The organism is Streptomyces sp. BK340 (assembly GCF_007827595.1).
Classification (GTDB): Bacteria; Actinomycetota; Actinomycetes; order Streptomycetales; family Streptomycetaceae; genus Streptomyces.
The window spans coordinates 24,926-40,758 of the sequence record NZ_VISR01000045.1; the positions used below are offsets into that span (position 1 = coordinate 24,926).

Here is a 15,833-nt window from a genome sequence, read left to right on the forward strand (position 1 = left end):
CCCCGACCTATGTCGCCGCCCACCGGAAACACGGCTGGGAACTCGCCTCCTTCCAGAACACCCGAATCCAGGGCCTCCTCCCGCCGCCCCGCCCCGCCCTTGACCGGCGCCCGGGTCAGGCGCGTAGCCAGTCGGGTACGGCGCCGGTGAGTTCGTGGACCAGATCGGCCACGGTGGGGTCCGCCCGGTAGGCGTCGACCAGCACCGCCGCCAACTGCGCACCCGTCTCCTGGTCATCGGCCTCCTGGGCTCGGCCGAGTCCCTCCAGCAGCGGCCGTACGCTCTCGCGTGGCCGGAGCGTGGCCAGCACCATGCCCTGGACCAGCAGGGACAGCACCGTCTCGTAGGCGAAGGCCCCGTCGTCGTGGGCGGCTATCTCCCGGCAGAGCGCGAGGGCCCGGGCTGCGAAGGGCTCCGCGTCGGCCGCCCGCCCCTGCTCCAAGAGGATCTCCGCGTGGTTGCGCGACGCGTCGGCCAGCGCGCTCTGCGTCCCGGGGTCGCCGCCGGCGTGCAGTTCTTCCAGCGCGTCGACGGCGCCGCGGCTCACCTCCACGGCCTGCCGGTCGCGACCGGACTCCGACAGGGCGATGGCCCAGCCGTCGGCTGCCCGGGCCCAGGCGAAGGTGTGTGTCCGTGGCGCGGTCCGCCGTAGCTCGTCGTAGAGTTCGACGGCCTCTCGGGACCGTCGTTCCGCTTCCTCCCAGCGGCCGAGGGGTCCCAGGCAGCGGGCGACGCAGTGCAGCGCGGCGGCACGTTCACCGGTGTACAGGTCGACCGGTCCCGCGGCGAGACTTTCGTATGTCTTCAGCGCCGACCTGGCATTGTCGAGGGCGCGTTCGTAGGATCCGGTGTCCACCAGGAGGTCGGCCCGAGTCGCCAACGCGGCAGCGAGAGGGCGTAGATGGGCATCGGGGTAACGGCGGGAGAGTCGGCGGTAGTGGACGATCGCCTGGTCCACGGCGTCGATGGCGTCGTCGTACTCGGCCAGCTCCGCGAGGCAGACGGCATGGGCCAGCAGTGCGGCGGCGTACTCGTCCTCATGGGCCGACAGTGTCTTGGGGGGAAGTCCGGAGTACAGGCACACGGACTCGCCGCTCGCCCCGGCGGCCTCCACGACCTGTCCGAGGCTGGACAGATGGTGGGCGTACCCGGTGAGCGCCACCGCGAGCGCCGCGCGGGCGACGGGCCCGTCGGCCAGCTCGCGCCGCAGGTCGACCGCGCGCTCGGCGGATGCCAGCGCGTCCTCCCGCCTGCCCTGTAGATGGAGCTGGTGGGCGTAGCCCTCGTGCGCGGTGGCCATGTCGTGGGCGTAGCGGCCGGGTTCCCGGCCGGCGACGCCCTCGTAGAGCCGGACCGCCATCGCGCCGCGTTCCAGTGCCTCGTCGTGCATGCCGACGGCGGTCAGCCAGTGGGCGTGGTCGTTGAAGGCGGCCGCCAGTCGTGCCCAGCCGGAGTCGTCCGGCTGATCGCCGAGTGCTCCTGCGGCCAGGGTGACGAGGGCCCCGGCGAGGTCAGCTCCCCACACGGACAGGTTGCGGGAGTGCGCGGGCAGCCGGGTGAACATGCTCCGCAGGAGCGTCTGATCGTCGGGGTGATCGCGTACGACCTCGGCGAGGGCGGTGTGCAGGGGGCCCGGTTCCGATCCGCTGGTGGTCGCCGCGGTCACGGCCGGTCCGGCCAGCCGCCGGGGGTGGCGGACCACGACGGCGTGTAGGGGCGGGCCGAGCCCACAGTGCCGGGGTGCCGCTCGGGCGGCCACCCTCAGTGCGTCGGTGGCCTGGGCGGTCGGAGCCGTGGCGAGCAGTTCGTCCAGCAGTGCCGGGCGTCGGTCGACGGCGAGCCCGACGAGGTACTCCCCGATCCGGTCAGGGCGCAACGGCCCCCAGAAGGTGTGCGGGTCGGGATAGAGGGTGGCGAGCCATTCCGCGGCGGCGCCGACCACGTCGTGGGTGGCATCGGAGTCCGCGACGTCCGGTGCGTCGGTCGTGAGCGTGGACAGCCGCGCGAGGACGTCCCGGGCCTGGTCCCGGTCGGCGGGTGAGCCGCACAGCGTGGCCGAGGCAACCAGTTCCCGCCGGGCACTCAGGGTCAGGGCGCCCAGTCCCCGGTCGTGTGCGGTGTGCCGCCAGATCTTCTGCTCATGCCTCAGCAGTACGCCCTCGTACGGCTCGTCCGCCGGGCCGTCCTCGGGGTCGAGGGCCTGGAGCAGGGCGACCAGGGCCGCCATCTGGAGGTCCAGGGCGCGGTGGTGACGGGGGTCGTCCAGGTCGGGCACGGGCAGGGTGCGCAGGACGGCGGGGTCCCAGGGTGTGGTAACGGTGGGTAGTGCGGCCAGTGCCTCGGCGAGGTTCTCACCGATCATACGGAAGGTGTTGTCGTCCGGTGGATCTTCATCCTCGCCGTAGAGGTCGGGCAGCGGGAGCACCGTCCCTGGTGGCGGGTCGCGCAGTGGCAGGGCTTCGCTGCACAGGTTCTCCCACCAGTCGCCCGATTCCTTGTCCCGGGCGAGCAGCAGCAGTCGCAGCGCCATGGTGTCGGTGTGCTCGTGTCGGTCGACGAGATCGAGGAGGGTCTGGAGTTGCTCGACCCTCGTCTCGGCGTAGTCGACGACGAGCAGCAACGGGGTGCGGGTCTCAGTGACCAGGGGCAGGAGAGCGGGGGAGGCTCCCGCGGCCAGGAATCCGGCACTCCAGTTCCGCAGCCGCAGACGGCGAACGAGTTCTGCGGCGAGTCGGGTCTTGCCCTGGCCGCCGGGTCCGGTGACGAGCCGTACGGAGAACCGGCCGGGCTGCTCGCACCATGCGCCGAGGCGGGCCAGGACGTCCCGGCGTCCGGTGAACGGCACGGCCGTGGCGTCTGGCCTGAGCAGCGACACGGGGGTGTTGACCGGCCGGGCCGACTCCCGTTCCAGCAGCGGCTGCAGTTCGGCCGGTTCGGTGACGGCATTCGGAAACAGGGCGCGGAAGCCGGGGTCGGCCAGGAGTTCCTCGGCCGGGATCGCGCGGGCCCTGCCGTGCCCCGGCTCGTCCTTGGCCGTGACGACGACACCGCACAGCAGATCATGGCTGAGCAGCGCCGCGCCGGAGGCACCCTCCCAACGGGACACGGCGGCGGCCGGCGAGTAGGGGATCGGCTGCCCCAGAACGATGTGGTAGCGCCTGGCCTTGACGGCTGTGCCGGTGTTGACGGTTCCCCGCACCCTGACGGTATCCCGCAGGACCAGCCTTCCCATGTCGTCGTCGCGCCGTACGCCCATGCCGGACGGGTAGCCGACGAGGTCGACCGGAACCTCCGGCAGCCCGGTGACCAGGCGGCCCCAGCGCAGCGGGGGCGAACCGTCGTCCGGTGGCACCGGAAGCGGCGACGAGATCCGCAGGACGGCGGCGTCCATCCGTGTGTCGGCGGGCTCATGGGCTTCGTAGCCGTACCACTCCACGTCGCACGGCAGGTAGTCCTTCGAACCCGGCAACCTCACCGTCACCTCGGCCTGGCGCCAGTCGCCACGGCTGACGACGTGGCCGGCGGTCAGGACGAGGCCGTCGTCGAGGAGGTAGCCGGTGCCGCCGCCCCGGCCGTCCGGCCTGCGGCTGTAGACCTCGACGACACGGGGGTCCGTGCGGTGGTCGACGGCTGCCGGACCGGGTGGTGTCACCGCTCGGGCAGCCCGTCGAGTTCGTCGTCCACCTCGGAGAAGTTGGACCATGTCTCGCTGTTCAGGTCGAGATCCGCGTTCTGCGGGGTGAGACCGGCAGCATCCTGCGCGGAAGGGGCAGGCGGAGCCGTCGACGGTTCCGGTGCGGGTGCGGCCTTGCCGTCCTGCTCCGACGTCTTGGGCTTCTTGGGCATGTCTGAACTCCCTTGCAGGGACGACCGTTCACAGGAGATGCGCTGGCCTCAGCCTAGGCGACGGTATGCCGGAATGGTCCCCGCCCGGAAGGTGCGGTGATCGCCTCTTTCCCGGAGTGATCCGACAGTGATGGTTTGAGTCTCCTCTCGGTCCACCAACGTCAGTTGACGGTCAGGAACGGGCGCGCAGCCGCTCAATTTCGGTCAGGCATCGCCGGAGCAACACGGTGTGTCGCCCCGCTCGGGCCACTTCCGCGGCCTCCTCCAGAACCTTCAGGGCCCGCTCCGGATCGCGGGAGCCGAGTACGAGACCATGGACGCAGAGAATGCGGGCGCTTTCCCCGCCCGCCGGAGCCCCACCGCCTCCGGTCGCCTCGTGCAGGGCCACGGCCGATTCCTCCGAGGCCACCACCGCCCTTTCGTCGTCACCCACGCGACGCAGCGACAGCGCCAGATCCGCAAGTACGCAGGCCAGTTCACCCACGGCCCGGGGATCTCGGTCGGTGGCGAGCGCACGTCGCAGGCGCACCGCCTCCGTCGCGGCCTCCAGAGCATCGGGCAGACGGCGCATCGCGGTCAGCCGGCTGACCAGTCCACTCAACAGCCTCGCCAGGAGCCCTAATTGGGAGGGGGCGGGGTCGTCGTCCAGCAGACCCCGCTGGATGGCGACGGCCTCCTCGGCCAGGCCCAGCGCCGTCCCGTGCTCGCTCAGTGCCGCACGTGTCCGGGCCTCGTTGTGCAGCGCTTCCGCCAGCCGCACCAGGTAGGCGTCCGGGTGCTCCTGTGCCAGCACTCGCAGGATCGCCACGGCACGCGCGGTCTCCTCGGCCGCCTCTGCGACACGACCGTCCTGGTGGAGGTAGAGGGCGTGGTGCAGGCGTGCGTCGGCCATCTCCACCGCGGGCCACCCCGGTTCCCGGCGCAGGAGCCGTTCGCGCAGCCGTACGCATGCGGCCCCCAGCGCCAGGGCCTCGTCGTGGCGGCCCGCGCGGTACAGCCACAGGGCCTGCTGGTGCAGTACGGTCGCCCGGCGGCCCTGATCCTCGGGGGTGTCCGAACGGTGGCCCGGGCCGAGCGCGGCCAGCAGACGCTCGCCGACTGCGACCGCGTCGTGCGGACGGCCGACCTCGTCCAGCCGAGCGCCGTACCCCAGCAGGACGTCCATGAACTCCGCATCCACCGTGGCGTCGAGGCTGTCGTCTCCCCGGAGGCGGACAGCCTCCTCGCACGCCTCCAGTGCCTCGGGATACCGGCTTGCCCGGGCGAGCCGGTAGGCCAGGGCGTGGAGTGCGGAGGCCAGTTCCCGCGGTGCGCCCGCCGTACCCCGGGCGTGCGCCACGGTCTCTTCGGCCATCCGGACCGCGCGACCCGCGAGCACCACCGTGTGACGGGGCACCGCGGCGAGCAGTTCGGCGGAGAGCGGACCCCGCCCGTCCGGCCCATCCAGCACCGCGTCCACCGCTCGGCCCAGGACGCCGTACCCCTCCCGGGCCAGCAGTTCGACGGCGACGGGCGCCAGCGGCCGGGGGCGTCCGGCGATCAGGCCGACGATCCGCTCGTCGAGTTCCGGGAAGCTCTGTCCGGCCCGGCACAGCACGCGCAGCAGATGACCGGACCGCTCGGCGTCGGGCAGTTCGGTGAGCGCGGACAGCAGCTCGGGGAAGGCCCGCGCGGTCGTACCGACCAGGTGCTCGCCCAGCAGGTCGGGCACCAGTCCCACCCAGTAGCCGTCACGACCGCCGTACAGCTCGTTGAGCCACATCGCCGCGCCGAGGACCGTGTTGGCGGTCTCCCCGCGCAGGATCCCGCTTCCCTCCAACAGATTTCTGGCCTCGTCGGGGGTACGGGCCCGGCAGAGCGTCGCGGTGACGACCAGCTGCCGCAGGGTCTCCGTGTGCAAGTGACCGATTCGGTGGGCGGACACGGTCCGCGTCCAATACGCCTCCTCGTGCCGCATCAGAAGTTCCATGCCCTGCCCCCGGGAAGCGGCCGGGACCGGGAACAGGTGCTGCAACAGCGAGGCCAGCGCCGTACTGTGCAGTTCCAGGGCCCTGGCGAACCGCTCGTCCGACAGCCGCGGCGGTGTCACCGACTCCGGTCGAAAACCGGGCGGCGCCGGGTGAAGCTCCGGCAACCGGGCCAGAGCGTGGGCCAGGCCCACGACCGCGTGGCGAAAGGCCTCGGACCGGGTCGCGGGATCGTCGGCGAGCGGCCCCAGCTCCTCCACGGTGCCGGGCGGCGGCTCCCGCAGTGCCCGGCTCTTCCGGCACACGTGTTGCCACCACTCCCCGTCGCTTCTGGCGAGCATCAGCAGACGGACCGGCGGTCCCACCCCCGTCCCGGCCATCGTCCCGAACAGCCGCAGCAGTTCCAGCAGTTGATCGAGACGGGTCTCCGCGTAGTCCACGACGAGCAGGAGGGGAGCGGACAGTTCACCGAGTGCACTCAGGTCGGCATCGGGGTCGTCGTCCAGGAACCCGGTGTTCCAGTTCCGGCGGGCCATCCGATCCACCAGCTCGGCCGCCACCCGTGTCTTGCCCTGACCTCCCGGCGCGGTCAGCAGCTTCAGCGACCACAGACCCGGAGCCTGACACCACTCGACGAGCCCGTCCATCAACGACTCCCGGCCATGGAAACCGACCGGGCTGACCTCGGCCCGTAGGAGACCCGCCGGTGACCGGGCGGGCGACGGCGGGGGCTGAAGGACGCCCGCGAGCGCGACGTCATTCATGCGGGGCCTCCCCAGCAGCGCGGCCGCCTGCTCGTCCTCCAGCAGCGAGGTCGACGGAACGGCGGTCAGCGCCCCGCCGGCCGCGCCCGGGTCGGGGTCGACCACCACCAACCCCACCAGCAGGCCCCCGGACGTCACCCCCGCCCCGGACATCCCGCCCCAACGGGACACGTTCCCGGCGCCCTCCCCGGGGACGACGGCAGGCACCGGGTTGTCCACCTTGATCTCATGACGGCCGGCCTTGAGCCTGCTACCCGGCGCGATGTGGCCGGTAATGTGCGCGGTGTCCCTGAAGGCCGGCGCGCCCTCCTCACACACCCGCATACCCGCCGGGAACCCGACCGCCTCGACGGGACGGCGGGCGCCCGTACCCAGCCGTCCCCACACCAGAGGTGGAAGCCCCACCGGTTCCCGGAACGAGCCATCGTCGATCCGGAGCAACGCCGCGTCGACCCCGGTCCCCGCCGCGCTGTCGTAGCGACGCCAAACCACCGAGCAGTCCCAGACCGAACCGCCGTCGAGCAACCGGATACGGGCCCTGGTCGCACCACGGACGGCATGACCGGCCGTCAACACCAGCCGGTCATCCAACAGATGGCCCGTGGCGATCCGATACCGACCGCCGTCCGAGGTCCGGTAGACCTCTACCACCCGCCGGGCGACGGGTGGGATCGTCCAGCTCACCTCTGCGGCAACGTCTCCGCGGTGTCCGACACTTCGAGCGGTCCACCGTCCGGTCCCCGGGGTGTCAGGGTGAGCCGGATGGTGTGCGTGGACGTCCGCTCCCGCCGCTTGCCCCCACCGCCCGACAGAACGTAGAACCGGGCACCCCCGGTGATCTCGCTGCCGCTCAACAGAGCCACCTGGAACTCCAGTTCCACCGGCCCGACTTCGAAGGAAAGGCCCCCTTCGGGCGCCAGCCGCCGGGCCGTGTCGAGTTGATTGCGCAACGACCCGATGGCCTGCGCGAGTTCGACGAAATTCTCGGCGGAGTCTCGGTCGGACATCTCATCCCCCTGTCGCACTGCGTCGGTCAACCCCATCGCTACCCACCGGAAGCGCCCCGTCACACAGTCCCACACAGTCTGTCAGGATGTGCCGCCGGAGCGTGCGTGGAGCCGACGGGTGGGAGAGCGGATGAGTGAACGTGCCGTGGCGGCGGACCCGCGTGTGGTCGAACTCGCGTCGCTGCGGCCCGGCGCGCGAACCCACACCGCCGGATCCGGATATCTGCTGCACGACGGACTGGTGATCACGGCCGCGCACACCGTGCCCGCACCCGGTACCGGCGAGGTGTGGATCCGCCCCGGCGGGATGGGTCCGTGGCTGCGCTGCCGAGTACTGCTGCGCCGCTATTCGGACCCGGACGCGCCCGAGGGTCAAGGAGACCGCAGACCCAGGGACCTTGCCGTGCTGCGCGTCGAGGACAACGCCGGGGGGCCCGGCCTGTCCGCCCTCCCACCCGTGCGCTGGGGACGGCTGGCCACCCGGCCCTGCTCGGCACGCATCGAGGCCACCGGCTTCCCCGCGGGCCTCAGGGTGTACGAGGACCGGGGCGGCCCACAACTGGCCACCGTGATGCGGGACACCGCCCACATCAGCGGCACCCTGGTCTCCTCGGATGCCCTCGGATCACGGCACGTTGTCCACGTCGCCCAACCCGTGCCGCCACTGCCAGACGGAGCCGCAGGCACGAACGAGAAGAAGAGGACACGCTGGGACGGCATGTCGGGTGCAGCCGTCATGTGCGACGGCCTGCTCGTGGGGGTCGTGGTGCGCGCCGACGCACTCGACGGCGTGGAGATCGAGGAGACGGCACCGCTGTGGGAGGATCCCGAGGCCCGCGAACTGCTCGGTCTCAAGGCGGTTCGCCCTCAGCCGGCCGAACTCGCAAGGGTGCTGCACCGATCCACCGGGCGTCCAACGCTCACCCCCATCTCACTCCTCAGGCCGGAAGCGGCCACGGTCCGATTCCACGGCCGCGAGCAAACCCTCCGCGACCTCGCGAACTGGCGACACTCCGATGCCGGCGACTCGGTGCTCCTGTTCACCGGCCCAGGTGGCCAGGGCAAGACGAGGGTGGCCCTCGAAGCAGTCCGCGCCGCCGAAGAAGACGGCTGGACGGCCGGATTCCTCGCCGAACGCGCCGACATCCGGGCACTGTCCCGGCTGGCCACGCTCGACACTCCCTTGCTGCTGGTAGTGGACTACGCCGAGACCCGCCAGTCACAGATGAACGACCTTCTCGACGCGTTCGGTCCGTCCGTCCCAGCCCGCTGCCATCCGGTGCGGCTCCTGATCCTGGCGCGCAAGGCCGGCCAGTGGTGGAGCCAACTCCGGGAGCACGCGCATTTCCCGCGCGACACCGCCGTACGCCCGCTGCCTCCCCTGGAGCCCACCGCCGCACTCCGTGCCACCGCCGTTCGCGACGCCATGGCCGACCTCGAAGACGGACTGACCACCCTGTACCCAGGGCCGAAGGCACGGCAGGCGATACGCGCGGCAGTGCCGCCGTCCGTCAGAGAGGACCGTTACTCCGGCGCTCTCAACCTCCAAATGGCCGCCCTGGTAGCCCTGCTGCAGGCTGTGGACCCGGTACGCGTCACGAACGGCGATCGCCATGAGGCGGTCCTCCTCCGTCACGAGCAGAAGGTCTGGAGGCGCACCGCGCACAGCCACGGTATCGGCGACCTACCGCTCTTCGAGTACCGCCGTATGGTCGCTGCCGCCACACTCTGCCCCGCGGAGGACGAACGGCAGGCCCTGGCCGTCCTCAGCAGGCTCCGGCCGACCGGCCACATCGAGGAACCCCGGACGCCGCTGCCGGACCCAGCGCGCTGCGGACGTTGGCTGTCCAGCCTCTATCCATCCGACGACGACCACTGGGGTCCGCTCCAGCCCGACCGGCTGGGCGAACATCTCCTGGGCGGCGTCCTCGCGGAGGATCCCGAGTTGCTGGGTCGCCTGCTGCCCGACACGACCGACCGCCAGACCTCGGCCGCCTTCCACCTGCTGTCCCGGGCCCAGCTCCACCAGCCGCACATCACCGAACCACTCCGGATCGTCGTCACCGCCCATCCCGATCCACTCGCCCTGCGGGCCGTCAACGCCGTGGTCGCGGTGGAGAACCCGGCCCCACTCCGGCAGGCCCTGGCCGCCGTACTGGAGGAGATCAGGGGCGCTGTGGACCGGCGCGGATCACTGGCACAGCGGCTGTACAACGCGGTTCCGCTGCCCACGCTGGCCCTCGACGAATGGGCGGCGGACCTCTCGGGCCTGCTGGCCCGACAACCACCGGGACCCACGACGCTGGATCCTCACGAGGCGTCGGCCGAACAGGCTCGGCGGCTGCACCGTTACGCCGTCCGGCTGGTCGAGATCGGGCGGATCTCGGCGGCTCGCACCGCTGCCGAGAAGTCCGTCGCCCTGTGGCACACACTCACCGCACACGGCTGGCCGGAAGCCGAGAGCGGCCTCGGCCTGGCCCTGAACACCCTGTCCCTGGTGACCGACCAGGATCGGTCCGGGGCAGAAGCGCTGTCGCTCTCCCAGGACGTGCTGCGGTACTACGAGGACCTGGCGTCGCGGGATCCCGAAACGTATAACGGCGATCTGGCGATGGCCTGGAACAACCACGCGAACCGACTCGCCGACGCGGACCGGCTCGACGAAGCGCTGGAAGGGGCACTCACCGCCCGCGACCTCCACCACGATCTCGCCTGCGCCGACCCGGCCCACCTCCCCGATGTCGCCCTGTCCGAGTACAACCTCATCCGGATCCACAGTGCGCTCGGGCAGCTCGGGGCGGCAACGGCCAACGCCCGCAGAGCAAGGGACCTCTACCGTGACCTCGCCGCTCGGTGGCCTGACCAATACCGTCCACGCATACCGGAGGTCCTCGGCAACCTCGCCGAACTCCTCCGTACAGCCGGCCTGCTCACCGAGGCGGTGGACACGGTCGAGGAGTGCCTGACCGAATCCCGGCGCCTGGCCGCACATGACCCGGACCGTTTCACGCAGGACCTGGCCGAGCGGCTGTCCGACGCCACGGGCGTCTTCGACGACCACGGGGACGCAGACAGGGCGCAGGCATCGGCGGAGGAAGCCGTGGAACTGCTGCGACCCCTGGTCGAACACGACCCGACCGCGGCACCGTCGTTCGCCAACGCCCTGATTGCACTTTCCCACCATGTTCCGGAGCAGGCGGTCGACCTGCTGAGCGATGCCGTCGCGATCTACGAAAAGACCGAGGCGTCGATCCCTGGTGCCCACGGATCCGCCCCGGCCCTCGCTCGCGCCGCACTCGCCAACGCCCTCGCCGACACCGGGCAGTACTCCAAAGCGCTGCGCGCCTTCGGCGAATCGGTCGCCGTCCTGCGCCCCCTCGCCGACCGGCTGCCCGCCGCACACGGACCGGAGTTGGCCCGTGTGCTCGATCTCCAGGCCTACGCGTTGTTCGACTCAGGAGACACTGAGGCCGCCCTGGCCACGGCAACGGAGGCGTACGACAGGTTCGCGGCCGCGGTGGCCGAGGAACCCGGAGCCTTCGTCGACGAGTTCGTCCGCGTCACGGGAAACCTGGTGTTCTACATGCACCGGTTGACCCGCTGGTCGGAGATCCTGACACGGACCGAGCAGGCGTTGACCCTGTGCCGCCTGCCATCGGCCGAGGAACGTCCCCAGAGGTTCGAGGCCCTACTCGAACTCCTGGGGCACCGGATATCGGCGTTCGAGGAACTTGGCCGTCACGAGGAGGCGACGGACTGCGCACGGGAAATGGTCGACCTGCGCCGCCGGCTCTTGGACTCCGACCCCGAAGAAGCCGACCACCGCCTCTCCCTGGCCGGGGATCTGTCGCGTCTCGCCGACGCGCTGTGCAACGCGGGGCGACCGTCCGAGGCCGTCGATCCCGTGCGTGAGGCCCTCGCCCTGCGACGGGGCGTGAGCGAGAGCGTGGTCGAGGGCGAGAACGACGACGACTCGGCCGAGGAGGACGACGACGAGGCGAGCGAGGCCGAGGAGGACGAGACGGTGAACGAGGGCGCACTCCTCGTACAACTGGCCGCAGTGCTGCAACAGGCGGGCGACACCGAGGCGCTGGCCGCCGCCGAGGAGGCTGTCCGACACCACGAGGACCAGCCAGGCCTCCCCGCCGAGGGTCGCAGGGACGGGTACTGCCAGGCGCTGCACCTGTACGCCGCCGCACAGTCGGCCGCCGGGCGCCCCGAAGCGGCAGTGGACGCCTGCCAGCACCTGGTACTGCTGTACGCGAAGGAAGCAGCAGGTGAGGCAATGTCCGCTCGGGACGGCGATCGCCTCGATCTGGACGAAGCCCTGACCTCACTCGCCTGGGCGTTGCTGGAAACCGGCTCATGGCCGCGGGCGCTCGGACTGGCCCGCGGCGCGCTCAGATCACTCACCGCACCCCTGGCGCCCCCGCAGGACAACGCGTCGCAGCACCGCATCGCACTCGGAGCCGCCCTGCACGTACTGGCCCTGGCCCTCACGGCAGCGGGCCGCCACCAGGAGGCCCTGCGCATGGCACGCCGAGCGTTCGCCGTACGCCGCCACCTGGCCGCCCGTGCCCCCGGAACACACATGACCGAGCTGGCGGAGACTATGGGGGTGCTGGCGCTCGCTCTCGACGCCACGGGGCACACCGCGGAAGCCAGGACCACGACCCGACGATCCCACGCGCTGCTCAGCTGCCTCGCCACGCCCGCTCCCACCGCCCACCGGGACGCACACCTGCATCCGCCAGCGTGACCTTCGCTGCCGCGAGGTCGAATAGAGCAGCACCAACCCGCTAGAGGTCGTTCTCTTTCCGAACCTCGTGTGCGGATTCCGCTGGCCAGACATGAGATCGCAGCTGTCGCGGAAGTCTCGGCTCGTTGTCGGCCGCGATGCTGTGGGGGTGGCGGATGCCGTCGATGCGGGCAGTTCTGGACGCGACGCAAAGCCGCGGCGGGGCGGGTGGAGGAGCTCGAAGCCGAACTGGAACGGGTGCGAACAGACTTGGCGGACGCGGAAGAGGTACTCAGGCGCCGAGTGATCGGCCTTGGACAGTATCTGGAGGCGTTGGCTGAGGAGGAAGCGCCTGCCGTGATGGTCAGCGGGGCGTCGCAGAGGAAGCCGGTCGGACCGCGCCGAGCGGTGCCTCACCGGGAGAACGCGCAATGCGTCGTCGGGGTATGGCTCCCCGTCCCGCGGTAGCGGCTCACCCGGCGCCAGCCGGTGCAGTTGCAGCGCGTGTTCGAACAGGATGAAGTAGACGCGGACATCGGAGAGGTCGGTGTACGGGGGCCATGCGCCGGGGGGTGCCCCTATGTCCTTCGTCAAGCTGTCGTGATGATGGCTGGCATGACGGATGAGGTCCAGGGCTCAGGTCGTGAGAGCCGCCGGGGGTGGACGCCGCTGCACTTCGCGGCGGATGAGCAGGATGCCGCGGCTGTCGGCTCTCTCCTGGCGGCGGGTGCGGAAGTGGATGCACCCGACGAGCAGGGCAATACGCCTTTGTGGCAGGCGGTGTTCACGTATCGAGGTGATGGCGGGGTGCTGTCGCTGCTGGTCAATGCCGGTGCCGATCCGGACATGGACAACCTTCACGGTGTGAGCCCGCGGCGCCTTGCCGACTGGCGTATTGGTTCAGATGCCGCGGTGCATCTCGGGGATCGTCCTGCCTCGTAGTGCAGTCTCTGCGGGCCACGCGGCTTTGGCGGGCTGCGGCTCATAGAAGGTGCCGTCGCGGAGCATGGCGAAGAGGACGTCGGCTCGGCGTCTGGCGAGGCAGAGCAGGGCTTGGGTGTGGTGCTTGCCCTGGCTGATCTTCCTGTCGTAGTAGGCCCGGGATGCGGGGTCGCCCAGAGCGGCGAACGCGGAAAGGAAGAAAGCCCGTTTGAGCTGCTTGTTTCCTCTCCGGGAAGGTTGTTCGCCGCGGATCGAGGAGCCCGAGCTCCGGGTCGCCGGGGCAAGGCCTGCGTAGGCGGCGAGGTGGCCGGCGGTTGGGAAGGTGCTGCCGTCGCCGACCTCGATGAGGATCCTGGCTCCGGTCCTGACGCCGACTCCCGGCATCGATGTCAGGACCTTCGAAAGAGGGTGGGACTCCAGGAGTTCCTCGATCCGCGCGGCCAGCAGCTTGCGCTGGTCGAGGACGGCGTTGAGCGAGGCGGCGAGGCTCGGGACGATCAGCGCGGCCGCGTCAGTGCCGGGGACGGTGACAGTCTGTTCGTCCAGAGCAGTGAAGATGTCCTCGACGAGTCGCTCGGCCATCCTCGGGGCCTTCGGCCGTAACAGGGTGACCAGTCGGCGTCGGCCGGCTTTGCGGATCTGGGTCGGGGACCCGAACTGTTCCAGCAGCGTGAGGACGGCCGGGTGCTGGAGCCGAGGCCCCAGCACCCGTTCCAAGGAGGGGTGGATCTGGGTCAGCAGGCCGTGGAGCCGGTTGGTGACCCTGGTGGCTTCGCCGGCCAGGTCGTCGTCGAAGCCCACGATCATCTCCAGCTCGGCGATCGTCTCGTCCTCGCCGTCGAGGGCTCGCAGGGTATGGGACATCGCGCGGGCCGCGTCAGCGATGATGAACGCGTCCCTCGCGTCCGTCTTGGCCTCACCTGGATAGAGGTCGGCGATCCGCCGCATCGTCAGTCCGGGCAGGTAGGCGACCGGGCAGCCCATGTCCCTTGCGACCGCCAGCGGCAGTGCCCCGATCGAGGCCGGCTGGTCGACCACGACCAGCACCGTTCCGTGCTTGGCCTGGAGCTTGGCGAACAGCTCGCGGAGCTTGGGCTCGGTGTTGGGCAGGCGCCTGTCGAACGCCTTCTTCCCGGCCGGGGTGACGGCGGTGGCGTGGTGTTCGCCCTTGCCGACGTCCAGGCCGAGGAAGACGTCGATGTCGCCGGTGTCGATCACGTGCAGGCCCCTCCGTCACGCTTTCGGCCGGCCTTGCCAGGGCATCGAGCTGCCACATCCACGTTACGGAGAGCTCTTCCGGCTTGGGTGAAGCCGGTGCTCAAGCCCCTCATCAGCGGTCCGTCGATGCCTCCGGACCCGGTGACACCACCCCCCGGATCATCAACAACAGGAGGGGAAGTCATGCCGGACCCGAAGGCCGGAGGCCCCATTGCGGAGCCAATGAAGACGGTAACGGGGGGGGCCGTCGGTGGGCAGTTGGGTCTGCTGCACGATCGGGTGACATCTTGACCCGTCCCACGGTTTGGGTTCCAGCTGCGGTGGCTAACCGGCGGCGGGGATGGTGTCTTGTGAGAGTAGTTCGTACTCGATCGGGGTGCGGTAGCCCAGTGCTGAGTGGCGCCGCTGCCGGTTGTGGAAGATCTCGATGTACTCGAAGATCGCGTTCGCCCACTCGACCCGGGTCTTCCACCGTTTGCGGTTCAACAGCTCGATCTGCATCGAAGACCAGAACGACTCCATCGTCGCGTTGTCCAGGCCGTCTCCGAGTACCCGACGGTTGGGAGGTCGTGCGTGGTGTTGCCGGCATGAGGAGGGGTACCGGAGGCGGGTACTCGATGGTTCGTAGACCCTGGGCCAAAGGCCCTTGTCACTGTCTTGGAGGTGTCCATGGTATTGCGCGTACTGCCCCGGAAGGCCTGGCGGACCTGGCGGGACTGGCGGCGGGCCGACGATCTGCAGGTCCCGGTGTCGTCCACCGCGGTGGAGGACGCGAGCCGCCGGTTTTTGCTGTATGGGGTTCTTCCCCTGTGGGTGGTGCCTGGACTTGCGGACTGGTGGATGCACCGGCGCACTCGGATCGAGCACACCAGCGGCACCAAGGAGTCGGCCGTCCACGCGTTGATGATGACCGAGGCCGGCATACCGGTGGTGATGGGGCTGCTCGCCCGTGTCAATCCGCTGGTGCTTACCGTGATGGGCGGGGCCGCCCTGGCCCATGGGGCGACGGCCGTCTACGACGTGTCGCTGGCCGTCGGCGAACGAGAGGTCCGGCCCATCGAGCAGCACGTCCACAGCTTCCTGGAAGTCCTGCCGCTCACGGCGCTCGCCTTCACCGCCTGCCTGCACGCGGACCAGGTCCGCTCGACACTGCGGGGCGGCCCTGGTGCCCAGGACTGGCGACTTTTACCCAAGGATCATCCGCTGCCCGCCGCCTATCTGGCCGGGCTCGCCGGGGTCATCGTCGCGGGCGTCGTCGTGCCCTACACCGAAGAGCTGCTTCGCTGCCTGCGGGCTTCCGCGCGGGAAGCAGGCCCCCGCTGAGAAACGGCCGGGACGCGGCGCGGGCGCC

At 70.6% G+C, this 15,833-nt stretch carries 8 protein-coding genes and 2 pseudogenes; 4 read left to right on the forward strand and 6 right to left on the reverse strand.

What is annotated here, in order from left to right; translation table 11 throughout:
• Positions 1-115: 115 nt before the first annotated feature.
• From FB157_RS44640 to FB157_RS44655, 4 genes are all read right to left on the reverse strand, one after another.
• Positions 116-3,652, reverse strand: coding sequence for a tetratricopeptide repeat-containing serine protease family protein (locus FB157_RS44640; protein WP_186581961.1), 3,537 nt, complete (start codon positions 3,650-3,652; stop codon positions 116-118).
• Complete coding sequence (locus tag FB157_RS44645; RefSeq protein WP_145887212.1) at positions 3,649-3,846, reverse strand: hypothetical protein; 198 nt, start codon at positions 3,844-3,846, stop codon at positions 3,649-3,651. Before FB157_RS44645 ends, FB157_RS44640 begins: the two co-directional genes overlap by 4 nt.
• A gap of 172 nt (positions 3,847-4,018) precedes the next feature.
• Entirely contained in the window at positions 4,019-7,261 is a 3,243-nt protein-coding gene (locus tag FB157_RS44650; RefSeq protein ID WP_145887214.1) for a tetratricopeptide repeat protein, read from the reverse strand.
• On the reverse strand, positions 7,258-7,584 hold the full coding sequence (locus tag FB157_RS44655) for a trypco2 family protein (RefSeq protein ID WP_145887216.1): 327 nt from the start codon (positions 7,582-7,584) through the stop codon (positions 7,258-7,260). Before FB157_RS44655 ends, FB157_RS44650 begins: the two co-directional genes overlap by 4 nt.
• 130 nt (positions 7,585-7,714) lie before the next feature.
• Between FB157_RS44655 and FB157_RS44660 the strand changes: the two genes are divergently transcribed.
• The 3 genes and pseudogenes from FB157_RS44660 (at position 7,715) to FB157_RS44670 (ending at position 13,264) form a co-directional block, all read left to right on the forward strand.
• On the forward strand, positions 7,715-12,343 hold the full coding sequence (locus FB157_RS44660; protein WP_145887217.1) for a tetratricopeptide repeat protein: 4,629 nt from the start codon (positions 7,715-7,717) through the stop codon (positions 12,341-12,343).
• Between the two features lie 155 nt (positions 12,344-12,498).
• Positions 12,499-12,751 (forward strand): annotated as a pseudogene (locus FB157_RS49195) (hypothetical protein); the annotation flags it as partial.
• 186 nt (positions 12,752-12,937) lie between these two features.
• Positions 12,938-13,264 (forward strand): ankyrin repeat domain-containing protein, encoded by a 327-nt coding sequence (locus tag FB157_RS44670; protein WP_186581962.1) that lies wholly within the window; start codon positions 12,938-12,940, stop codon positions 13,262-13,264.
• On the opposite strand, the gene FB157_RS44675 is transcribed toward FB157_RS44670, so the two are convergent.
• Both FB157_RS44675 and FB157_RS44680 read right to left on the reverse strand, forming a co-directional pair.
• On the reverse strand, positions 13,223-14,482 hold the full coding sequence (locus tag FB157_RS44675) for an IS110 family transposase (RefSeq protein ID WP_145887221.1): 1,260 nt from the start codon (positions 14,480-14,482) through the stop codon (positions 13,223-13,225). The two genes, FB157_RS44670 and FB157_RS44675, sit on opposite strands and share 42 nt — an antisense overlap.
• Before the next feature lie 324 nt (positions 14,483-14,806).
• Positions 14,807-15,031, reverse strand: a pseudogene (locus FB157_RS44680) (IS3 family transposase); the annotation flags it as partial.
• A gap of 120 nt (positions 15,032-15,151) precedes the next feature.
• Between FB157_RS44680 and FB157_RS44685 the strand changes: the two are divergent.
• Positions 15,152-15,805: a diguanylate cyclase gene (locus FB157_RS44685; protein ID WP_145887223.1), complete on the forward strand. Its 654-nt coding sequence runs from the start codon at positions 15,152-15,154 to the stop codon at positions 15,803-15,805.
• Positions 15,806-15,833: the final 28 nt, after the last annotated feature.